Source organism: Photobacterium pectinilyticum (assembly GCF_024357955.1).
GTDB lineage: Bacteria > Pseudomonadota > Gammaproteobacteria > Enterobacterales > Vibrionaceae > Photobacterium > Photobacterium pectinilyticum.
In genome coordinates this window covers 50,115-71,770 of the sequence record NZ_JANEYT010000015.1, presented here as the reverse complement: position 1 = coordinate 71,770, position 21,656 = coordinate 50,115, and the positions used below count along the sequence as shown (strand labels likewise).

The window sequence follows — 21,656 nt, the reverse complement described above, 5'->3', positions numbered from 1 at the left end:
ACTTCGACACCAGCTACATCATCATGTAAGTCATGATTAATGCATCTTCGCGACCATCCGGTGACGGATAATAGCCTTCACGGCGGTTTATCTCATTGAAGCCCAAGGATTCATACAACTGATAAGCACGCTGATTGCTTGCCCTGACTTCGAGCCATACATCTTGCGCGTTCAACTGTTCAAGTTGCGATAGAAAACCTTCCAGTAATAACTTGCCGTAGCCCTTTCCCTGAAAAACGGGGTCGATAGCAATATTGAGCAGGGTAGCCTCACCAGCTACCAATTGACCAAAGCAATAGCCCGCTAGCTGGCCGTCGATCTCCAGCACATAATTGGCGGCGATCTTATTTGGCGCTTTGCGGATCATCGACTCCGCCCAAGGGTACATGTGAGCGGCTTGCTCGATACGCCAAACATCATCCAGGTGATGTGGCTCTAGTAAAACAATATTATGCGTCATAAGAACAAATCTGTTGCCACAGCGCTTTTTTCGCGCCGGGATTGGTATGCATCGATTTCAGTGAGGATGATGTCAGTCGCTGGCAACCTGCCGGATGAGCCGCTTCACAACCAGCCACCCAACACCATTTGAGGTGATGTTCACGGACTTGCTCAACAGCTGCGGCGGGAATACACAATGCTTGCTCCGGTGTCAGCTTCATACTGCCGAGGATCCGACCAAACAGCCAACGGTCATGCTCGTCCAACTCTTCGTCACAGACAAACAACAGCTGACAAGTGTCCGGCAAATCAATCATCGGCTGCTCTTGCTCGGGAAAAAAGCCCGGTTTACGGATCTGCCAATAGGTTAGTCCGATCGCCTTCATCAGCTGTAAATCACGCTGTTTCATCCACTCACCTTGATGATGTTCACTTTGGCCCGGAATACTATCAGATCCCGCTGCATTCGAGGCCACTCAAATATAAAAAAATACCACCTTGCGGTGGTATTTTAATGAAACGAAGACTCAATGGCAGCCTACAGCGCGTTGAACTCTTCGCTGTAACTGATCATGCCTGTCTTACCATCCATCGCACCGGGTACAGCTTCCAATACCATGAACACCTCTTCTGGTACAGGCCAAGGGCATTGAATACCTTTAGACGCTGCCGGAGCGAAGCCCGCCTTCGGGTAATAGTCAGGGTGACCCAGCACTACGATCACTGGGTATCCCAGCTCTGCCAGGGTTTGCTTGGCTTCTTCGATCATTGCCTGACCAATCCCCTGCCGCTGGTATTCCGGCTTGATAGCCATCGGAGCCAAACCCTGCCAGTGATGATCTTCACCGTCGAGCATCACTGGGCTGAAACACATATAGCCGACGAGCTCACCGTCATCATTGCACGCCACCAGTGATAAGGTACGCTTGCCGTTTTCACGCAACCGCATCACTAACGCTGCTTCAGCCTCGGTCTCAAATACAGACTTAAGCAGGAAATCGATCGGCATAATATCGGCCGGAGCCTCAGATCTAATGAGCATTCATGACCTCTTCTTGCCCAGCCGCCGACTGCATGCCTTTATGGATAAAGTCAGCTGACTGGTGCAGTACAAATTTCGCCGGTGCCGGTAGCGAGTCCAGATCGATGCTATCCATCAGGTTCTTCACTTCCAGTCCCAGCTCGGTGTCACCTTCGATACGAAGACGACGCTGGAAGAACAGTGTATCAGGATCTTCTTTGCGAGCAGCAATTAATACCAGATCATTACATTCGCCACTAAAACTGACATCTTCCTGATCGACATGTTCAGCCACCACCAATTGCTCATTCTGGTAACTGATGTACCAGCGCAGATCCAAATCGCGTACTTCGACTTTTAGCCAGCGATCTTCAAGAAACTCAAAATCACCATCTTCCAGTGCTTCCTTGAATACCATGGCCAATCCATCCAGCATCACTTTTTTCTGCAGCGGAAAAGGAGCCAGTTTGACAGGAACACGCAATAGCGCCGGGCCATTTTGAACCAATTGTTTTCTAAGTTGAGCAATCACTGAATAATTTTTCCTGTAGTCAGTCGCATATCTCTAGTGATTGTATGGCAATATATGGCAGTGTTTTTATGCCTTGAGTCAAAAAATACAGCTTTGATTGGGTAAAACTTGGTATTGTGACAATGACCTAGATATAGTGGTTGCAAACCCACCTGCCACCTCGCTAGTTGGCAGAAACTATGGAAGAATGTCCCAAGATCATGCTGACAGAGCAACTGAACCATTGGTTTCCCCTTCTCACTGATCACAGCCCATTCCTGTTTGCAGTACTGGATCACCAGCATAAATATTTGATGGTAAACAACCGCTACTGCGAGCTTAGCGGCCTTAGCCGTGACGATCTCATCGGACTCGGCGATACCGATATACTTGGCAAGACATTCTACCACTCAATGCGCCCTTTTTATGATCGGGCATTAAATGGCGAAACGCTGGAGAGTGAAGTCATCCTTGATGACAACCACCACGATACCAGTATGCACTTCAGCCTAACACCGCTGCGTTGTGATGATGGCAAGATAAACCATATCGTGCTGCATTGCGTCGACACGTCAGAACGCCAAATCCTGATCAATGCTATCCAAGAACATGAAAAGCATCTGCAGAGCCTCAACCAGCTAATGAATGACGGGAGCTGCATCGTTGAAGGCGACACAGTTGTCTCTGCCAATAACAAAGCGGCCTTGCTTTTTGGCTTCGAACACCCCAATGATCTTAAGGGTAAGACGTTCAGCAAACTGGTCGTTGATAATCAGCAGCAACCCGTTACCCGCACGCAGTTGGCTTCACTCCAGCACGGAGAGGCCTGGCTTTGCCAGACCAGCCGCCACTGCCCGAAACAGCAGACACTGCAGCTTTCTACATCAACCGTCGAGGTACTAGGAACGTCAGCACAGCTGGTGCTCCTGCAACCATACAGCCCTGCGGGCGCCAAACAAGACAAGGGCACTCCTTCTATCCATACCGATCCGCTGACCGGACTACTGAACCGCCATGGATTCAGCCGTCAACTAGAGCAATTGATCCACCAGAAGACCCCGTTGGTGATGCTGTACCTCGACATCGATAACTTCAAAAGTATCAATGACTCACTGGGGCACCATATTGGTGATCAGGTGCTGCAGGAAATCTCACAGCGGCTCAAGCGACTATTGCCCGACGATGCCATTATCGGCCACCTCAGCGGGGATGAATTCACCATCTTGCTGCCAAATCCTGAACATGAGCAACAAGGAAGCCTGACAGCCGATCAGGTCATCGCCCTGATCAACCAACCTTTCGACCTGCACCATTTCAGCAAGCACTTAGCCTGCTCTCTTGGCATGGTGCAATACCCGGGGGACGGTAATGATGCCCGTATCCTGCTGCAAAATGCCGATACGGCCATGTACGAGGCCAAAAACCGCGGCCGCAACCGGGCTGTCAAGTTCAGCGAGGAGATGAACAAAGAAGCCAGGATGCAACTCTGGCTGGAAATCGAACTGCAGAAAGCCCTGCAAAATAATGGCCTAGAAGTGTGGTACCAACCTAAAGTGCACGCCCGTGACTTCTCGATTAACGGTGCCGAGGCACTGGTGCGCTGGAAGCACCCGGTTGAAGGCTATATCAGCCCGGCACAGTTTATCCCCGTCGCCGAGCGCTCAGGGCTGATAGAGCAGTTAGGCCAGGTCGTCATGCGCGAAGTCTTTACCACCGTCCGCTACTGGAAAACCCAAGGCCTGCTACCCGGCAAGGTCGCCATTAACCTGTCACCGCAGCAGTTCGGCAACCCCAATCTGATCCAATTTGTCGACAAGCTGCGCAAGGCGACCGGAGTCAACCCCAACGACATCACGTTCGAGCTCACCGAGAGCGCCGTAATGAGCGATGGCGAACACACGATCCAAATGCTCAACGCGATCAAGAAACTGGGATTCTCACTCTCTATCGATGATTTCGGTACCGGTTACTCGTCCCTGTCCTACCTCGCCCGTTTCCCATTGGACGAACTAAAGATAGACCGCGCCTTTATCAAAGATATCGAAGATGTGCCCAAACAGCTGACATTGATCGAAAACATCATCAACCTCGGTAAGTCTCTCAACATGAGCGTGGTGGCCGAGGGCGTCGAGACTCGCCAGCAAGCGACTCTGCTGTCCAACCTCGACTGCAATGCGATCCAGGGCTTCCACTTCTACAAACCGCTACCGAGAAACGAACTGGAAGCGACGCTGCACAAGCACAATCACCATTAGACAGCAGCAACCAATAATGGTTATTGAGTTAAACAAAAGTGGAAAATAAGTTGTCCTAAATCAACAAAACCTGCCTGATATCAAAACACGGTGGCAGCCTGCCCCCTACTATTTGCTTCTATTACTTAATTTTACACACTGGTAGATAAAAATAATATGGAGCTACTCTGCCCCGCCGGTAACTTACCGGCGCTGAAAACTGCCATTGATAACGGCGCCGACGCGGTTTATATCGGTTTCAAAGACGATACCAACGCGCGCCACTTTGCAGGTTTAAACTTTACAGGACGTAAACTCGAAAAAGCCGTGCAGTACGTGCGTGACCACGACCGTAAATTGCATGTTGCCCTCAATACTTTTGCCCATCCCGATGGCTTTGATCGCTGGCGCAATGCGGTCGACAACGCTGCTTCCATGGGGGTCGACGCACTGATCGTCGCAGACATCGCAGTATTGGAGTATGCCGCAACCAAGTATCCGGATCTCGAGCTGCACTTATCGGTACAGGCTTCGGCGACCAATACCGCCGCGATAGATTTCTACCAGCAGAACTTCAATGTTAAACGGGTTGTCTTGCCGCGCGTATTGTCGATCCACCAGGTCAAGCAACTGGCACGCAATACCAATGTCGAGCTAGAAGTATTCGCCTTTGGTAGCCTGTGCATCATGTCAGAGGGACGCTGCTACCTGTCTTCCTACATGACGGGTGAGTCGCCGAATACCGTTGGTGCCTGTTCGCCGGCAAAATTCGTCCGCTGGCAGGAAACCTCAACGGGTCTGGAATCTCGCCTCAACGAAGTGCTGATCGACCGCTATGCCCACGGTGAGAATGCCGGTTACCCAACCCTGTGCAAGGGCCGGTTCGACGTCAACCTTGATGGCGAAGATCGCCGCTACCATGCACTCGAAGAGCCAACCAGCCTCAATACCCTTGAGATCTTACCTGAGCTATTCAAGGCCAATATTTCCTCGGTGAAAATCGAAGGCCGCCAACGCAGCCCTGCCTATGTCGAGCAGGTCACCCGAACCTGGCGTGCTGCGATTGACCGCTACCTAGCCTCACCGGAGAACTACAGCGTTGAGCCAGCTTGGAATGCCTGCCTCGGCAATGTATCGGAAGGCAAGCAAACCACCCTCGGTGCCTACCACCGTAAATGGCAATAAGGAGCCAACAATGAAATATTCTCTTGGCCCCCTACTCTATTTCTGGCCAAAAATGGACGTCGAGGCGTTCTACCAGCAGGCTGCAGAGGCTAACACCGATATCATCTACCTTGGCGAAACCGTCTGCTCCAAACGCCGCGAGATGAAGCCCGCGCACTGGTTCGATATAGCTAAGGCGCTTTCTGCCAGCGGCAAACAGGTCGTATTGTCCACCATGGCCCTGCTCGAAGCGCCAAGTGAGGTCAATGTAATGAAAAAATACATTGATAACGGCGACTTCGCGATCGAGGCCAACGATGTTTCGGCAATCCAGCTGGCCCATGAAAGCAAGGTCCCCTTCGTGGTTGGCCCTGCGGTGAACTGCTACAACGCCCAGACCCTCAACCTGTTTTTGAAAAAAGGCATGATCCGCTGGTGTATGCCGGTTGAGCTATCACGCGACTGGCTGCAGAACGTGGCCAGCGAGTGTGAGCAGTTGGGGATCCGTGACAAATTCGAAACCGAGGTGTTCAGCTACGGCTACCTGCCGCTCGCCTACTCGGCCCGCTGTTTCACCGCCCGCGCTGAAGACAAAGCAAAAGACGACTGTGAGACCTGCTGTATCAAATACCCAACAGGGATCACGGTCAACAGCCAGGAAGAGCAGAAAGTCTTTACCCTCAACGGCATCCAGACCCAATCAGGTTACTGCTACAACCTGATCAACGATCAGCCGGGTATGGCTGGCTTGGTGGACGTCGTACGCCTCAGCCCGATGGGCATTGACACTCTGTCGCTGGTCGATAGCTTCCGTGCCAACCAGCATGGTGAGCAGCAGCAACCACTAAAAGGTGGCCACCACTGCAACGGCTACTGGCATAACCTCGCCGGTCTTAACATCGAGTAGACCTGAGAGCGTTTAGCATCTTTAACAAAAAAGCCGCGGCAATTGCATTGCCGCGGCTTTTGTTTAAATCTTGTCTCGCCCTGAAATGACTAAATCACACTTCCTCTTGCGCTGGCGGTGCAGGCGGCTCAACCGGTTGGCTAAGGCTTACTTCTGTCATCAGACGGTTTAGCTCAAGCAAGGCAAAACGGTGCTCGACAAACTCATAGACATTAGCAGATAAGGTCAGCTTGTAGAGCATCAACGCTGAAGAGAAGTCTTTGTTGGAGTGGTAGCGCTTGCCCAGATAGAAATACGCTTCCGTCAGGCGTTCTGCCAACACATCATTGTCTTCACTTTCAGTGGCGATCTGACGCAGGAATTCAGACTCACTGACATCATTAAGGTAAAGGCGAACGATTTGCCAGCCCCAGTCTTGATGGTCAATAGCGGCATCATAGCGGTTACGCAATTTCTCAGTAGCGGTCTCAGAGTCTTGTTCAAGCTCTACGATATACAACCAAATCACCCGGTAAGGATCATTGATATTGTGCTGATAGTGAGCATTGAGATCGTCAAATGCCAATTCATAGCGGCCACCATAATACAGGGCAATACCACGGTTACGCTGAGCAAAAGGATGGCGGACATTGAGCTCAAGGGTCGAGTCAAAGGCTTCATAGGCAGCATCGAAATGGGCGCCTTGGGTAAAGTACACACCCAAGATATTGAAGACATCCGGTTGATCCGGTTTCAGAGAAAGTGACTGGTTGAAGTCCAGTCTTGCCAAGTCACGCAGCCCCAGGCTGTCATGTAGCAAGCCACGCTCATAATAGACCTGCGCCAAGGTTTGGTTATCCAAGTCATCACGCTTTAGCAGCTGGTCAATCCGGGCCAACTGAATTTGTTGTTGGATAGTCGGCTGGAACGGTACCGCCATCGGTGGCTGGGTCCATTGCGACTGGGGTGATGAACAGCCGGAAAGTATCAAGACCAGTGCAAGGCACGTGAGTTTTATCCTATTTGCAATCAATGCAGTTCTCCCTGAGTGAGACACGTCTATCTCTAGCATATACCATCGTAGCCCATAAGAGACGCCACCGCGTTCTCCTGACCGATTAATGCAAGGGATTTTCCGGTAAGGTCTCAATAAAATAAAAAAAGGGGCTGAATAGCCCCTTTATATCATGATTTTAGCAAAAAGCCTTATGCTTCTGGCTTCTCTTCGCCAGCGGCTGCTGGGTTCTGATCAGCTTGTGCTTCTTTCATGCTCAGGCGGATACGGCCCTGACGGTCGATTTCCAGTACCTTAACTTGTACTTCTTGACCCATCTCAAGGTGATCAGCCACTTTCTCGATACGCTCTTGAGAGATCTGAGAAATGTGAACAAGACCTTCTTTCGCACCGATAACAGAAACAAATGCACCGAAATCAACGATACGCATTACTTTACCGGTGTAGATGCGGCCAACTTCAACGTCAGCAGTGATCTCTTCGATACGGCGGATAGCTTCTTTCGCAGCAGTACCTTCGGTCGCAGCAATCTTCACTGTACCGTCGTCTTCGATTTCGATTGTTGTGCCAGTTTCTTCGGTTAGTGCACGAATAACAGCACCGCCTTTACCGATCACGTCTTTGATCTTCTCAGGGTTGATCTTCAGCGTATGGATACGCGGAGCAAACTCAGAGATATCTTCACGGTGCGTGTTGATTGCTTCGTCCATCACGCTAAGGATATGCGTACGTGCACCTTTTGCTTGGTTCAAAGCAATCTGCATGATTTCTTTGGTGATACCTTCGATTTTGATATCCATCTGCAGTGCAGTGATACCGTCTTCAGTACCCGCTACTTTGAAGTCCATGTCACCTAGGTGGTCTTCGTCACCCAGAATGTCAGAAAGAACAACAAAGTCATCGCCTTCTTTAACAAGACCCATTGCGATACCCGCAACAGATGCCTTGATTGGCACACCTGCGTCCATAAGCGCAAGAGACGTACCACATACAGAAGCCATTGACGATGAACCGTTAGATTCTGTGATTTCTGATACAACACGTACTGTGTATGGGAATTCGTCAACAGATGGCATTACTGCAGCAATACCACGCTTAGCCAGTTTACCGTGACCAATTTCACGACGCTTAGGCGAACCAACGAAACCTGTTTCACCTACACAGTATGGAGGGAAGTTGTAGTGTAGAAGGAAGTGATCTTTCTTCTCACCCATTAGGCTATCGATGATTTGTGCATCACGTTGGGTGCCAAGCGTTGCAGTCACAAGCGCCTGAGTTTCACCACGAGTGAATAGTGAAGAACCGTGAGTACGCGGAAGTACACCAGTACGTACGTCTAGCGCACGAACCATGTCTTTTTCACGGCCATCGATACGCGGGTTGCCAGCGATGATGCGGCTACGTACAACGTTCTTCTCTAGAGAACCAAGCATGTCACGAATTTCGCGCTCGTCTAGTGCTTCGTTTTCTGCAAGTAGTGATTCAACTACGTCAGATTTGATTGCGCCAACTTGCTCGTAACGCGCCATCTTTTCTGTGATTTGGTAAGCCGTCGATAGACGCTCTTCTGCTTTTTCAGCAACAAGTGCTTTAAGCTCAGTGTTTACAGCTGGTGCTGTCCAATCCCATGCAGGAGTCGCTACTTCAGCCGCGAACTCGTTGATCGCGTTGATAACAACTTGCTGCTGGTCGTGGCCGTAAACAACCGCTTGTAGCATTTGTTCTTCAGATAGACGGTCAGCTTCTGACTCAACCATCAATACTGCGCCTTCAGTACCCGCGACAACAAGGTCTAGCTTGCTCTCTTCAAGTTCAGTGTTGCTCGGGTTCAATACCAACTGATCGTTGATGAAACCAACACGTGCTGCACCGATAGGGCCATTGAAAGGAATACCAGAGATAGCCAGTGCCGCAGATGTACCGATCATTGTCACGATATCTGGGTTAACGTCTGGGTTGATAGAAACAACAGTAGCAATTACTTGTACTTCGTTCTTGAAATCATCTGGGAATAGCGGACGAATTGGACGGTCAATCAGGCGAGCGGTTAGTGTTTCGCCTTCTGATGGACGGCCTTCACGCTTGAAGAAACCACCAGGAATTTTACCCGCAGCGTAAGTACGCTCTTGGTAGTTAACAGTTAGAGGGAAGAAGTCTTGACCTTCAACCGCTGTTTTCTTACCAACAACAGAGACGAATACAGACGTATCATCCATGCTTACCATTACAGCAGCAGTAGCTTGACGTGCCATTACACCAGTTTCGATAGTAACCGTGTGGTTACCGTACTGGAAAGTCTTTACGATAGGATTCACGTGAATTTCCTTAATTTAATCCGCTTTCTATTTGCGCCGTTAAGTATATCTGACACAAGGAAAAGCGTCATGTGATGAAAAGCACTTTACGGTAATTTCACGTATCGCGACTAATGAAAATTCCCTCTCGGGAGGAAAACTGTCATTAGTCGCGACCTAAAGGTCGACGAAAACGACTCGTGTTATTACAGATGGAAGTGCAGGAATAAAAAGAAAGGAGCCATTCGGCTCCTTTCAGAAAGCAATCTTAGCGACGTAGGCCTAGACGCTTGATTAGGTCTTGGTAACGATCTAGGTTCTTACCTTTTAGGTAGTCTAGAAGCTTACGACGACGAGAAACCATGCGTAGTAGACCGCGACGGCTGTGGTGGTCGTGCTTGTGGTTAGCAAAGTGACCTTGAAGGTGGTTGATCTGTGCTGTTAGCAAAGCAACTTGAACTTCAGGTGAACCAGTGTCGTTTTCGCACTGCGCGTAATCAGCAACGATTGCTGCTTTAGTTTCTGCATTCAGAGACATAACTCATTCCTAATACAAAGATGTTTCTAATTTGCGCCAGCCAATCTCTGATTCAGCCGACACCCGAGCCGCGGATTATACGTGGAGCGCAAAATAACTACAAGATAATTTATTGCTGTTTCGCTATGCCTGCGGGTTCGCCATAACACGCTTAGGTGCCAACTGACCCTCTGGATCAACCACGCCAATGCCGATGAACTCTTTCTGTTCAGCAACAGTAATTCGCACTAGCGTACCTTCTGCCGGCAAACGGCCCGCGCGAACCGGGTTACCATTAAGGATATATACCGCCGATGCTGGGGGGATATTCACTTCAGGTAGATCTTGCACCGCGGTGTCAGTGGGTAGCAACAGTGGATCCAGCAGCTCTGAAGGGGCAATATCTTGCTCCTTGGCCTGCTCAAGCAGGGCTTCAAGCTGCTCAATGGTCATCATCCGCTCCATTGGGTAGTTGGATACTCCCGTCCGGCGCAAGAAGGTGACGTGTGCACCACATCCTAACATCTCACCAAGATCATCAACGATAGTACGGATGTAAGTGCCTTTCGACACATGCAGTTCCATTTCTACTTCGTTATCGCTAAAGCGCAGCAGCTCCACAGAATAAACAGTGATTTTGCGAGATTCACGGGGTACTTCAATTCCCTCGCGGGCATATTCGTACAGCTTACGGCCTTGGTATTTCAATGCCGAGTACATCGACGGGATTTGATCGGTGGTGCCACGGAACTTGGCAATGCAGCGTTCAAGTTGGCCACGGTCGACTTTCACTTCCCGGGTCTGCACCACTTCACCATCAGAATCTGAGGTATCAGTGCGCTCACCCAGTTTGGCAATCACCCGGTAGCGTTTATCCGAGTCCAACAAGAACTGGGAAAACTTTGTCGCTTCACCGAAACAAATCGGCAGCATGCCCGTCGCTAAAGGATCTAACGCTCCTGTATGGCCAGCTTTTTGAGCAAAAAAGATACGCTTCACTTTCTGAAGTGTATCATTTGAACTAATGCCCGTTGGCTTATCCACCAGAATAACACCGTCTATCGGACGGCCCTTACGACGACGTGCCATGCTTTATTCCTCGCCTTCAGCTTCTGGCTCGTCACCGCGGCGATCTTCGTCATCACGCACAGCTTTTGAAACCAGGTTAGAAATACGCATACCTTCAGTCAAAGATTGATCAAAGATAAAGTTTAGCTCAGGCGTCACACGTAGGCGGATTTCCTTACCTAGCAATGAACGGATGTATGGTGCAATTTCACGGAGTGCTTCCAAACTACCTTCCGGTGTTTGCTCACCAATGGTAAGGAAAGTTACATACACTTTCGCGTAGTTCATATCACGTGATACATCAACACTTGAGATAGTTGTCATACCAATGCGTGGATCTTTCAACTCGCGCTGTAGGATCACTGCCAACTCTTTTTGCAGCTGCTGAGCAACACGCTGAGTACGGCTAAATTCTTTAGACATTCAATCCTCTCTTAGAGAAAACTCTCTTGAAAGAATGGGGAGCCGAAGCTCCCCATAAAATTATTTGTTATAAAACAGCTTGTTGACTCTTGAAATTAGTCAAGAGTACGCTGGATTTCAACAATTTCGTAAACTTCGATCTGGTCGCCAACACGAACATCGTTGTAGTTCTTAACGCCGATACCACACTCGTAGCCGTTCTTAACTTCCTGAACGTCGTCTTTGAAGCGACGTAGTGACTCAAGCTCACCTTCGTAGATAACAACGTTATCACGCAATACGCGGATTGGGTTGTTACGCTTGATGGTACCTTCAGTAACCATACAACCGGCGATAGCACCGATCTTAGGCGACTTGAACACGTCACGAACTTCAGCAAGACCAATGATTTCCTGCTTGAATTCAGGAGACAGCATACCGCCCATTGCCGCTTTCACTTCGTCAATCAACTGGTAGATGATTGAGTAGTAGCGTAGGTCAAGGTTCTCAGTTTCAATGGTACGACGCGCAGATGCATCTGCACGAACGTTGAAGCCAAGAAGAATCGCGTTAGAGGCTGCAGCAAGTACGGCATCAGTCTCAGTCAGACCACCAACACCAGAACCAACGATGTTAACCTTAACTTCGTCAGTTGATAGCTTGCGTAGTGAGTCAGCAATCGCTTCTACAGAACCCTGTACGTCAGCTTTCAGTACAACGTTAAGTTCAGCGACTTCACCGGCTGTCATGTTCGAGAACATGTTTTCCAGCTTCGCTTTCTGCTGGCGAGCCAGTTTCACGTCACGGAATTTACCTTGGCGGTAAAGTGCAACTTCACGTGCTTTACGCTCATCACGTACAACAGTTGCTTCATCACCTGAAGAAGGCACACCAGAAAGACCAAGGATCTCAACCGGGATAGAAGGACCCGCAGAGTCGATTTCTTGACCCAGCTCATCACGCATTGCACGAACACGACCGTGCTCAAGACCACAAAGAACGATGTCACCTTTGCGAAGAGTACCGGCTTGTACAAGTACTGTTGCAACTGGACCACGACCTTTATCTAGGCGTGATTCAACAACAACACCGCTCGCCATACCTTCTGCAACTGCTGTCAGTTCAAGAATTTCAGACTGAAGCAAGATAGCTTCTAGCAGGCCGTCAATGTTAGTACCTTGTTTCGCAGAGATGTGAACAAACATGTTCTCACCGCCCCACTCTTCAGGGATAACATCGTACTGAGCTAGCTCATTCTTAACGTTGTCTGGGTTTGCGTCTTCTTTATCGATCTTGTTAACAGCAACAATTAGAGGAACACCTGCCGCTTTCGCGTGCTGGATTGCCTCAACAGTCTGTGGCATTACACCATCATCTGCTGCAACAACAAGAACAACGATATCTGTCGCTTGAGCACCACGGGCACGCATTGCGGTAAACGCGGCGTGTCCAGGAGTATCAAGGAAAGTGATCATACCGTTGTCAGTTTCAACGTGGTATGCACCGATGTGCTGCGTAATACCGCCCGCTTCGCCAGAAGCAACGTGCGCTTTACGGATGTAATCCAGTGTTGATGTTTTACCGTGGTCAACGTGACCCATGATGGTAACAACAGGAGCACGAGGAACAACAGATAGGTTTTCGTCACGGTCAGACAGTACCGCTTCTTCAAGTTCGTTCTCTTTACGTAGAACAACCTTGTGACCCATTTCTTCTGCAACGAGTGCTGCAGTTTCCTGGTCAATAACCTGGTTGATGGTTGCCATCGCACCCATCTTCATCATCACCTTGATAACTTCAACGCCCTTTACAGACATCTTGTTAGCAAGTTCAGAAACAACGATAGTCTCGCCGATCACGACATCTTGCTTAGCAACGGTCGCGGTCTTGTCAAAGCCATGCTGCATTGACGTCGGCTTGTTCATCTGAGGCTTACCACGGCCACGCTGGTTGCGGCCACCGCGGTTGTCTTGTTTAGGAGCCGCTTTTTTCTTCTTGCGACGACGGGTAGTACCACCCTCTTCCTTACGATCTTGCTCGTCTTCAGCTGCGCGTGCGTAGCTAGACGTTGTAGTATGGTAGTCTGCTTTATCCATATTACCTTTTTCCTGGTCAGGTTTTGACCAGTTCTTTTCATTCATTTCTGCCATTTTGCGTGCCTCTTCTAGCTGACGCTGACTGTCTTCTTCGGCTTTACGCTTGGCTTCCTCTTCCCGGCGACGTTGTAGCGACTCAGCTTCTTTTTTAGCCTGTTCATCAGCGGCGGCGCGTTTAGCTTTTTCTTCGGCCAAACGCTTATCTTCTGCATCACGCTTCTGCTGGTCCTCAGCATTGCGATCTGCATTCTGTTCTGCATTTTGTTTAGCTTTTTCTTCAGCTAAACGCGTTTCTTCAGCAGCACGCTTAGCAGCTTCTTCAGCTTCGCGTTTTGCCTGCTCTTCTGCTTCACGCTTGGCAGCTTCTTTGGCTGCTAGCTGAGCGGCTTCTTCCGCTTCGCGCTGGGCTTTGTCTTCAGCCTGGCGTGTTGCTTCTTCCGCGGCACGCTGTTCTTCTTCAAGCGCAGAACGCTTTACGTAGGTGCGCTTTTTGCGCACTTCTACCTGAACACTTTTATTTTTGCCACCTGAGCCCGAAACACTCAGCGTACTTCGGGTCTTACGTTGCAAAGTAAGGCGTGTAGGAGCCTCGCCAGCACTACTATCGCCACCATGTTCTTTCTTCAGGTGGGCTAACAGTGTCTGTTTTTCCTGTTGGCTTACGCTTTCTTCAGCTTTCTTGCTGATACCAGCATCGGCAAACTGTTGAAGCACACGGTCAATCGGCGTACCAATTTCCTCGGCTAATGCTTTAACTGTAACCTCTGACATGCTGCTTCTCCCTTGCGTATGAAATTTTTATGCTTCGTCACTGAACCAGCAAATATTACGAGCAGCCATAATCAGCTCGCCCGCTCTTGCTTCATCGACGCCGTCGATATCAGTAAGATCATCAGTACCCTGATCAGCAAGATCTTCTAGCGTTGTAACGCCTTTCGCAGCCAGCTTAAACGCAAGCTCACGCTCCAAGCCTTCCAGACCCAGTAGATCTTCAGCAGGCTCAACACCTTCAAAAGTTTCTTCCTGAGCAAGGGCAAGCGTGGTTAGCGCTTCTTTCGCACGGTTACGCAGTTCTTCAACTGTGTCTTCATCCAGGCCATCTACACCCATCAGCTCGGCTACCGGTACGTAGGCGATTTCTTCAAGCGTAGTGAAACCTTCTTCAACCAATACAGTGGCGAAGTCAGCGTCGATATCAAGGTGCTTAGTGAACACTTCAATAGACTCTTGGGCTTCTTCTTGGTGTTTCTTCTGAAGATCTTCAACTGTCATCACGTTCAGTTCCCAGCCAGTCAGCTGAGACGCCAAGCGAACATTCTGACCACTACGGCCGATTGCCTGAGCAAGGTTATCCTTCTCAACAGCGATATCCATAGTATGGTTGTCTTCATCAACGATGATAGAACTTACTTCTGCTGGAGCCATCGCATTGATCACGTACTGAGCGGCATTTTCGTCCCACAGTACGATATCGATACGCTCGCCACCTAGTTCACCAGAGACAGCCTGTACACGTGCACCACGCATACCCACACATGCACCCACAGGGTCAATGCGTTTGTCGTTAGTCTTCACAGCGATCTTGGCACGAGAGCCTGGATCACGAGCCGCACCCATCAGTTCAATCATCTCTTCGCCGATTTCCGGCACTTCGATGCGGAATAGCTCTGATAGCATCTCAGGCTTAGAGCGAGTCATGAACAATTGGAAACCGCGCGCTTCAGGACGTACTGCGTACAGAAGACCACGAACACGGTCACCTGGGCGGAAGTTTTCGCGTGGCAACTGGTCGTCGCGCTGGATAACAGCTTCTGCATTATTACCAAGGTCAATAATAACAGCATCGCGGTTAACTTTCTTTACTACACCGGTGATTAGCTCACCTTCGTTGTCAATAAACTGTTCAACGATTTGAGCACGCTCAGCTTCACGTACTTTCTGTACGATAACCTGCTTCGCAGTCTGCGTGGTGATTCGATCGAAAGTAACCGATTCGATTTCGTCTTCAACGAAGCCGTCAAGCTCGATGGTTTCATCATCAAACTGGGCTGCTTCCAAAGTGATTTCCAGCGTAGGCTGAGTCACTTCTTCAACCGCTTTCCAGCGACGGAAGGTTTCGAACTCACCCGTCTTGCGGTCGATAGCTACGCGAACATCGATTTCCGCTTCGTGTTTTTTCTTCGTTGCTGTGGCCAGTGCGATCTCTAGTGCTTCAAAGATACGCTCACGAGGTACAGCTTTTTCGTTGGATACCGCTTCAACGACAGCCAAGATTTCTTTGTTCATTTCTAATGCCCCAATTTAGCGGTTAGAATTTTGGAACCAGGTTGGCCTTGGAAATATTGCTCAGTGCAAATGTTTCTTCATTGCCATCAACATTTAATGTGACAAGCTCACCTTCAACGGCAACGATATCACCTTTCCACTTACGACGGTTGCCCATCGCCATTTTCAACACCAGGTTGACCTCGTGGCCAATAAACTGTTGGTAATGTGCGGCTTTAAAAAGCGGCCTTTCTAGACCAGGGGAAGAGACCTCCAGGTGATAAGCTACAGTGATTGGATCTTCAACATCCATCACCGCGCTTACCTGGCGGCTTACTTCGGCACAATCATCAACGTTAATACCGTTTTCATGATCGATGAATACTCGTAGTGTTGAGTGTTCACCTGCACGGATAAATTCCAGACCGACAAGTTCATAGCCTGTCGCCGTTACCGGCGCATCAAGCAGTTCGGTCAATTGCATCTCTAAAGCTGTCAAGACAACCCCCCGGAAACAAAAAAAGGGCTATAAAGCCCAGTAGATACCTGAATGGTCATGTTTCAGATAATAAAAAACCCCGAATTACGGGGTTTTTTATCACTGGACCCTGATTACCACAGCGGGTCGCTGTGATAGAAAAAACAACCTTACTAATAATAGCTGTTTTTTCGGAAAGTGGTTGCGGGGGCCGGATTTGAACCGACGACCTTCGGGTTATGAGCCCGACGAGCTACCAAGCTGCTCCACCCCGCGTCCGTAATCTGATACCGATTATATCGATCAGACAGCACTCTTTCAAGTGACTAATAATGGTGCCGAGAAGGGGACTTGAACCCCTACACCTTGCGGCACTAGCACCTCATGCTAGCGTGTCTACCAATTTCACCATCTCGGCTAAATTCTTTATTTACTCAGGAATGTCACTGTTAACGGGTGCATTCTGAGTTGGCTCAACAACTTGCTCAGTCGCCGGAGCGCTTAGGTCTTCCCAACCACTTGTTTCGTTTGCCTTTTTGGCGCTCATATTACCAAGCACTAGGCTGATGACGAAAAAGATAGTCGCAAAAACTGCGGTCATTCGGGTCAAAAAGTTTCCAGAGCCGCTCGCGCCAAACAGGGTTCCTGATGCGCCAGCCCCAAATGAAGCTCCCATATCTGCGCCTTTACCTTGCTGAACCAAAACTAGGCCAATAACACCAAGCGCAGCCAACAGATAAATCACAAGTAGAATTTCGTACATGGGTTCCACCTATGGTTAAATTGTTGTGCCGGCTTTGCTTCAGCAGTGCCAGCGCACCCCTTCCATTAGGAGCGGAATGAATACTAGCGAAAGCGCTCTTCACTGACAAGTAAAATATCAACGAAAACTCTGTTTCTTGAATTACTTGTCGAAGATTTAGACAAAACCGACACCCATCAGTTGAATTTAGGGCTACATCAGCAGTTTTCTTTCACTGCGTCAGCAATCAGCAAGGCTGACTCTTTAACCAGCGCAGCATCTTCCCCTTCCACCATTACACGGATCAAAGGTTCAGTGCCTGATTTGCGTAACAAGACGCGCCCCTTATCACCGAGTTTAGCTTCAACGGCTGCGGTTGCAGCAACAACTGCATCAGATTCCAACGGATTAGAATCCCCTTCAAAACGGACGTTCTCCAGTACCTGAGGGTACATGGTCATGCCATCCGCCAACTCTTTTAGGGTCATCTTGCTGCCGACAATCGACGCCATCACCTGTAGGCCAGCGACAATACCGTCGCCCGTCGTCACCTTGTCAAGCAAGATAACATGGCCTGAGTTTTCGGCACCGATCAACCAACCGTGGCTCTTCAGCTCTTCCATCACGTAGCGGTCACCGACCTTGGCACGGACAAACGGGATCCCCAGGTTCTTCAGGGCATTTTCCATACCAAGGTTTGTCATCAGCGTACCGACTACACCGCCTTTGAGCTCGCCGCGGCGCAAAGCATCACGGGCAATAATGTAGGCAATCTGATCACCATCAATTTTGTTGCCTTCTTCGTCGACCATGATCACCCGGTCGCCATCACCATCTAGCGCGATACCAAAGTTTGCATTCTCTTCCAATACCTTAGCTTGAAGAGCCGCAACATCTGTCGCGCCCACTTTGTCATTGATGTTAGTGCCGTTTGGCTCACAGCCAATAGTGATCACCTCGGCACCTAATTCTTTGAACACGCTTGGCGCAATGTGATACGTCGCGCCGTGGGCACAGTCGACCACAATTTTATAGCCTGACAAGTCGTACTTACTCGGGAAAGTGCCTTTACAAAATTCGATATAACGACCGGCCGCATCGTTAATGCGGTATGCCTTGCCCAGCATTGCCGACTCAACACAAGTTAGGGGCTTGTCCATTTCGGCTTCAATCGCCAATTCGATCTCATCCGGCAGTTTTGTTCCTTCTGATGAGAAGAACTTAATGCCATTGTCGTAATAAGGGTTATGGGACGCCGATATCACGATGCCCGCTTCTGCACGAAACGTACGTGTGAGATAAGCAACAGCCGGGGTTGGCATTGGGCCGGTAAATGCCGCCTGCAAGCCAGCGGCTGCCAAGCCTGCTTCCAGTGCCGATTCCAGCATATAGCCAGAGATACGGGTATCTTTACCGATAATCACTTTCTTGGTGCCCTGCTGGGACAATACACGTCCAGCCGCCCAACCCAGTTTCAATACAAAGTCCGGTGTAATTGGGGCTTTGCCCACCAAACCACGAATCCCGTCGGTACCAAAGTACTTACGTTCTGCCATTATCTGCTCCTAGCAACTTATCTATTTTCTTTCCTGCCCGCCGGCATTTACTCGCTCCGCAACTGGGACAGTGTCATCTCGCACACTTTGAGGACATCAACGGTCTCTTTCGCATCGTGAACTCTGATGATCTGTGCCCCTTTCATTGCGGCGATAGCAGCGCAGGCAAGGCTACCAGCCAGGCAATCGGCTGGTTGTTTATTTAATAATTTGAACACCATCGACTTTCGTGACATGCCAACCAATAACGGCAGGCCGAAACGATGGAACTCATCAAGGTGAGCCAGCAATTGATAATTGTGCTCCAGGGTCTTACCAAACCCATAACCGGGATCGAGCAATAATTGCTCGCGGGGGATCCCGACCTGCTCACAGGCTTGAATACGCTCAGCCAAAAAGTCACCGACATCGGCGATAACATCTTGGTATGACGGCTGATGTTGCATTGTACGCGGTTGACCCTGCATATGCATTACACAAATAGGAACGCCGGCCTTGGCTGCAGCCTCAAGTGCTCCATGCTCTTGCAGGGCACGGACATCATTGATCAAATCGGCGCCTGCCGTTACCGCCTCGCTCATCACCTGCGCCTTGCTGGTATCAACCGAAATCCAGCAATCAAAACGCTCACGCAAGGCTTCAATCACCGGTACTACCCGCTCAAGCTCACGCTCAACCGATACCTCATCGGCACCCGGCCGCGTTGATTCGCCACCAATATCTAAAATCGACGTGCCCGCCGCCAGCATCTCCTCGGCATGGCGCAAAGCCGCGTCCATCCGGTTAAAGCGCCCGCCATCGGAAAAAGAATCTGGGGTGACATTCAAAATCCCCATGGTGTGGGGACGGGAAAGATCTAACGTTTTGGTTTTGCTCTTGAGGATCACGCGTACCGCTCCTGGATATTCGGTGTTCTATATGCAAAAAACCCCGAACTAAGTCGGGGTTTTTGATTAGCTAGCAACGATTAGGCTTGTGGCTTGTCGTCTTCTTTGTTCTGTACTGATTGAGTATCAGGTGCTTGCTCAGGTTGCGTTTCGGCTTTTGGCTCAGCCGCCGCTTCCTCTTGCTCAGCAGGTTGCTCGTCAGCAACAGCGTCAGCTTTCATGGTGTCGTCCTCGTTACCCCAGCCTTTTGGTGCTCGGATAACTGGCTTACGCTCCATCAGGTCATCAATTTGACCAGCATCGATGGTTTCGTACTTCATTAACGCATCTTTCATTGCGTGCATGATATCCATGTTTTGCTCTAGGATTTCACGCGCTCGCTCGTAGTTGCGGTCAATAAGCGTACGAACTTCATTATCGATAAGCTTCGCCGTATCGTCTGACATGTGCTTGCTCTGCGTTACTGAACGGCCAAGGAAAACCTCGCCTTCATCTTCAGCATAAAGCAATGGGCCTAGCTTTTCAGAGAAGCCCCACTGAGTCACCATCTTACGGGCGATATCTGTTGCACGCTCGATATCATTCGAGGCACCGGTAGATACTTTTTGAACACCGTAAATAAGCTCTTCAGCGAGTCGACCACCGTAAAGGCTTGAAATCATTGACTCCAAGAATTCACGAGAGTGGCTTACACGATCCTGCTCAGGCAGGTACATGGTTACACCCAGTGCACGACCACGAGGAATGATAGAGACCTTGTAAACCGGATCGTGATCCGGTACCAAGCGACCAATAATCGCGTGGCCAGCCTCGTGGTAAGCCGTTGACTCTTTCTGCTCGTCCGTCATCACCATTGACTTGCGCTCTGCGCCCATCATGATTTTGTCTTTCGCCAGTTCGAATTCCACCATTGATACAACACGCTTGTTACCACGGGCTGCAAACAATGCTGCTTCGTTGACCAAGTTTGCCAGGTCAGCACCCGAGAAACCCGGTGTACCACGAGCAATAAGCTCAGGCTTCACATCACCGTCTAGCGGTACTTTACGCATGTGAACTTTCAGGATTTGCTCACGGCCACGTACATCTGGCAAGCCAACCACAACCTGGCGGTCGAAACGACCAGGACGCAATAACGCAGGGTCCAGTACGTCAGGACGGTTAGTCGCGGCGATAACGATAATACCTTCGTTACCTTCGAAACCATCCATCTCAACCAGCATCTGGTTCAGGGTTTGCTCACGTTCATCGTGACCACCACCTACACCAGCACCACGCTGACGACCTACCGCATCAATCTCATCGATAAAGATGATACAAGGTGCGGCTTTTTTCGCTTGCTCGAACATGTCGCGGACACGGGATGCACCCACACCGACAAACATTTCAACGAAGTCAGAACCTGAAATAGTAAAGAATGGAACTTTCGCTTCACCGGCAATGGCTTTCGCCAACAGCGTTTTACCCGTACCAGGAGGACCAACCATCAGGACACCCGTTGGGATCTTACCGCCCAGTTTCTGGAAGCGGCTTGGATCGCGCAGGTAATCCACCAACTCTTTCACGTCTTCTTTGGCCTCATCACAACCCGCTACGTCAGCGAAGGTTGTTTTGATCTGGTCTTCACTCATCATGCGAGCCTTAGACTTACCGAACGACATGGCTCCTTTGCCACCGCCGCCCTGCATTTGGCGCATAAAGAAGATCCAGACACCGATGAGCAAGAGCATCGGGAACCAGGATATAAAGATTGAGGCCAGTAGGCTTGGCTCCTCAGGCGGAGTACCCATGACCTTTACATTAGCGTTAATAAGATCGTCTAACAGCTTTTGGTCGTTAACGACAGGTAGATAAGTGACGTATCGCGTGTTATCACGTTTGAATACGGTAATTTCACGATCATTGAATCGCACTTCCCTTATCTGATCCTGACCGATTTCACGGACAAAGGTTGTATAGTCGACTTGACGGCCAGCACTATCACCGGGACCGAAACTCTGAAAAACAGACATCAGAACCACAGCGATGACCAACCACAAAATCAAGTTTTTTGCCATGTCACTCAAGGTGTTAACCTCG

General features: G+C 49.7%; 19 protein-coding genes and 2 tRNA genes. 3 read left to right on the top strand and 18 right to left on the bottom strand.

The features are described 5' to 3' along the window. Positions 1-13: 13 nt before the first annotated feature. From rimI to ubiT, 4 genes are all read right to left on the bottom strand, one after another. Positions 14-460 carry a ribosomal protein S18-alanine N-acetyltransferase gene (gene rimI / locus NHN17_RS08910; protein WP_255041973.1) on the bottom strand — a complete coding sequence of 149 codons (447 nt, stop codon included), beginning with the start codon at positions 458-460 and terminating at the stop codon, positions 14-16. Further along, a complete protein-coding gene (locus tag NHN17_RS08905) occupies positions 450-851 on the bottom strand; it encodes a DNA polymerase III subunit psi (RefSeq protein WP_255041971.1) in 402 nt (133 codons plus the stop codon). Before NHN17_RS08905 ends, rimI begins: the two co-directional genes overlap by 11 nt. 128 nt (positions 852-979) lie before the next feature. Continuing rightward, positions 980-1,483 (bottom strand): GNAT family N-acetyltransferase, encoded by a 504-nt coding sequence (locus NHN17_RS08900; RefSeq protein ID WP_255041970.1) that lies wholly within the window; start codon positions 1,481-1,483, stop codon positions 980-982. Continuing rightward, positions 1,473-1,994 (bottom strand): ubiquinone anaerobic biosynthesis accessory factor UbiT, encoded by a 522-nt coding sequence (gene ubiT / locus NHN17_RS08895; protein ID WP_255041969.1) that lies wholly within the window; start codon positions 1,992-1,994, stop codon positions 1,473-1,475. Before ubiT ends, NHN17_RS08900 begins: the two co-directional genes overlap by 11 nt. 200 nt (positions 1,995-2,194) lie before the next feature. Between ubiT and NHN17_RS08890 the strand changes: the two genes are divergently transcribed. The 3 genes from NHN17_RS08890 to NHN17_RS08880 all read left to right on the top strand — a co-directional run bounded on the left by NHN17_RS08890 (position 2,195) and on the right by NHN17_RS08880 (position 6,278). Further along, the gene (locus NHN17_RS08890; RefSeq protein WP_255042000.1) at positions 2,195-4,228 is read left to right on the top strand and encodes a sensor domain-containing protein; all 2,034 of its coding nucleotides are present in this window, start codon (positions 2,195-2,197) and stop codon (positions 4,226-4,228) included. A 156-nt stretch (positions 4,229-4,384) separates the two neighbouring features. Beyond that, on the top strand, positions 4,385-5,392 hold the full coding sequence (ubiU, locus tag NHN17_RS08885) for a ubiquinone anaerobic biosynthesis protein UbiU (RefSeq protein ID WP_255041968.1): 1,008 nt from the start codon (positions 4,385-4,387) through the stop codon (positions 5,390-5,392). Between the two features lie 10 nt (positions 5,393-5,402). Further along, complete coding sequence (locus tag NHN17_RS08880; RefSeq protein ID WP_255041999.1) at positions 5,403-6,278, top strand: U32 family peptidase; 876 nt, start codon at positions 5,403-5,405, stop codon at positions 6,276-6,278. Between the two features lie 94 nt (positions 6,279-6,372). Here NHN17_RS08880 and nlpI read toward each other — a convergent pair whose 3' ends face one another. The 14 genes from nlpI to ftsH all read right to left on the bottom strand — a co-directional run bounded on the left by nlpI (position 6,373) and on the right by ftsH (position 21,634). Next, positions 6,373-7,290, bottom strand: a complete 918-nt coding sequence (gene nlpI / locus NHN17_RS08875) for a lipoprotein NlpI (RefSeq protein ID WP_255041966.1) — start codon at positions 7,288-7,290, stop codon at positions 6,373-6,375. 173 nt (positions 7,291-7,463) lie between these two features. Next, positions 7,464-9,587 carry a polyribonucleotide nucleotidyltransferase gene (gene pnp, locus NHN17_RS08870; protein ID WP_373689554.1) on the bottom strand — a complete coding sequence of 708 codons (2,124 nt, stop codon included), beginning with the start codon at positions 9,585-9,587 and terminating at the stop codon, positions 7,464-7,466. Positions 9,588-9,834: 247 nt separating this feature from the next. Further along, on the bottom strand, positions 9,835-10,104 hold the full coding sequence (gene rpsO, locus NHN17_RS08865; protein ID WP_006646210.1) for a 30S ribosomal protein S15: 270 nt from the start codon (positions 10,102-10,104) through the stop codon (positions 9,835-9,837). Between the two features lie 123 nt (positions 10,105-10,227). Beyond that, entirely contained in the window at positions 10,228-11,172 is a 945-nt protein-coding gene (gene truB, locus NHN17_RS08860; protein WP_255041956.1) for a tRNA pseudouridine(55) synthase TruB, read from the bottom strand. A 3-nt stretch (positions 11,173-11,175) separates the two neighbouring features. Continuing rightward, positions 11,176-11,574, bottom strand: coding sequence for a 30S ribosome-binding factor RbfA (gene rbfA, locus NHN17_RS08855; RefSeq protein ID WP_107350682.1), 399 nt, complete (start codon positions 11,572-11,574; stop codon positions 11,176-11,178). A 95-nt stretch (positions 11,575-11,669) separates the two neighbouring features. Continuing rightward, complete coding sequence (infB, locus tag NHN17_RS08850) at positions 11,670-14,420, bottom strand: translation initiation factor IF-2 (protein WP_255041953.1); 2,751 nt, start codon at positions 14,418-14,420, stop codon at positions 11,670-11,672. Positions 14,421-14,447: 27 nt separating this feature from the next. After that, positions 14,448-15,935 carry a transcription termination factor NusA gene (gene nusA, locus NHN17_RS08845; protein WP_255041951.1) on the bottom strand — a complete coding sequence of 496 codons (1,488 nt, stop codon included), beginning with the start codon at positions 15,933-15,935 and terminating at the stop codon, positions 14,448-14,450. Between the two features lie 22 nt (positions 15,936-15,957). Then, positions 15,958-16,413 carry a ribosome maturation factor RimP gene (rimP, locus tag NHN17_RS08840; protein WP_255041950.1) on the bottom strand — a complete coding sequence of 152 codons (456 nt, stop codon included), beginning with the start codon at positions 16,411-16,413 and terminating at the stop codon, positions 15,958-15,960. 178 nt (positions 16,414-16,591) lie between these two features. After that, a tRNA-Met gene (locus NHN17_RS08835) sits at positions 16,592-16,668 on the bottom strand. A 57-nt stretch (positions 16,669-16,725) separates the two neighbouring features. Then, a tRNA-Leu gene (locus NHN17_RS08830) sits at positions 16,726-16,810 on the bottom strand. A 12-nt stretch (positions 16,811-16,822) separates the two neighbouring features. Further along, the gene (gene secG / locus NHN17_RS08825) at positions 16,823-17,155 is read right to left on the bottom strand and encodes a preprotein translocase subunit SecG (RefSeq protein WP_255041949.1); all 333 of its coding nucleotides are present in this window, start codon (positions 17,153-17,155) and stop codon (positions 16,823-16,825) included. A 197-nt stretch (positions 17,156-17,352) separates the two neighbouring features. Beyond that, entirely contained in the window at positions 17,353-18,690 is a 1,338-nt protein-coding gene (glmM, locus tag NHN17_RS08820) for a phosphoglucosamine mutase (RefSeq protein WP_255041948.1), read from the bottom strand. A 47-nt stretch (positions 18,691-18,737) separates the two neighbouring features. Then, positions 18,738-19,577 carry a dihydropteroate synthase gene (folP, locus tag NHN17_RS08815; protein ID WP_255041947.1) on the bottom strand — a complete coding sequence of 280 codons (840 nt, stop codon included), beginning with the start codon at positions 19,575-19,577 and terminating at the stop codon, positions 18,738-18,740. Between the two features lie 80 nt (positions 19,578-19,657). Further along, complete coding sequence (gene ftsH, locus NHN17_RS08810; protein ID WP_255041946.1) at positions 19,658-21,634, bottom strand: ATP-dependent zinc metalloprotease FtsH; 1,977 nt, start codon at positions 21,632-21,634, stop codon at positions 19,658-19,660. Positions 21,635-21,656 lie beyond the last annotated feature (22 nt).

What these genes read in the sequence shown, in the direction of transcription:
- rimI (WP_255041973.1), bottom strand. Translation starts at nt 460, where the DNA reads ATGACGCATAATATTGTTTTACTAGAGCCACATCACCTGGATGATGTT.
- NHN17_RS08905 (WP_255041971.1), bottom strand. Translation starts at nt 851, where the DNA reads ATGAAACAGCGTGATTTACAGCTGATGAAGGCGATCGGACTAACCTAT.
- NHN17_RS08900 (WP_255041970.1), bottom strand. Translation starts at nt 1,483, where the DNA reads ATGCTCATTAGATCTGAGGCTCCGGCCGATATTATGCCGATCGATTTC.
- NHN17_RS08890 (WP_255042000.1), top strand. Translation starts at nt 2,195, where the DNA reads ATGCTGACAGAGCAACTGAACCATTGGTTTCCCCTTCTCACTGATCAC.
- ubiU (WP_255041968.1), top strand. Translation starts at nt 4,385, where the DNA reads ATGGAGCTACTCTGCCCCGCCGGTAACTTACCGGCGCTGAAAACTGCC.
- NHN17_RS08880 (WP_255041999.1), top strand. Translation starts at nt 5,403, where the DNA reads ATGAAATATTCTCTTGGCCCCCTACTCTATTTCTGGCCAAAAATGGAC.
- rpsO (WP_006646210.1), bottom strand. Translation starts at nt 10,104, where the DNA reads ATGTCTCTGAATGCAGAAACTAAAGCAGCAATCGTTGCTGATTACGCG.
- truB (WP_255041956.1), bottom strand. Translation starts at nt 11,172, where the DNA reads ATGGCACGTCGTCGTAAGGGCCGTCCGATAGACGGTGTTATTCTGGTG.
- rbfA (WP_107350682.1), bottom strand. Translation starts at nt 11,574, where the DNA reads ATGTCTAAAGAATTTAGCCGTACTCAGCGTGTTGCTCAGCAGCTGCAA.
- infB (WP_255041953.1), bottom strand. Translation starts at nt 14,420, where the DNA reads ATGTCAGAGGTTACAGTTAAAGCATTAGCCGAGGAAATTGGTACGCCG.
- nusA (WP_255041951.1), bottom strand. Translation starts at nt 15,935, where the DNA reads ATGAACAAAGAAATCTTGGCTGTCGTTGAAGCGGTATCCAACGAAAAA.
- secG (WP_255041949.1), bottom strand. Translation starts at nt 17,155, where the DNA reads ATGTACGAAATTCTACTTGTGATTTATCTGTTGGCTGCGCTTGGTGTT.
- glmM (WP_255041948.1), bottom strand. Translation starts at nt 18,690, where the DNA reads ATGGCAGAACGTAAGTACTTTGGTACCGACGGGATTCGTGGTTTGGTG.
- ftsH (WP_255041946.1), bottom strand. Translation starts at nt 21,634, where the DNA reads ATGGCAAAAAACTTGATTTTGTGGTTGGTCATCGCTGTGGTTCTGATG.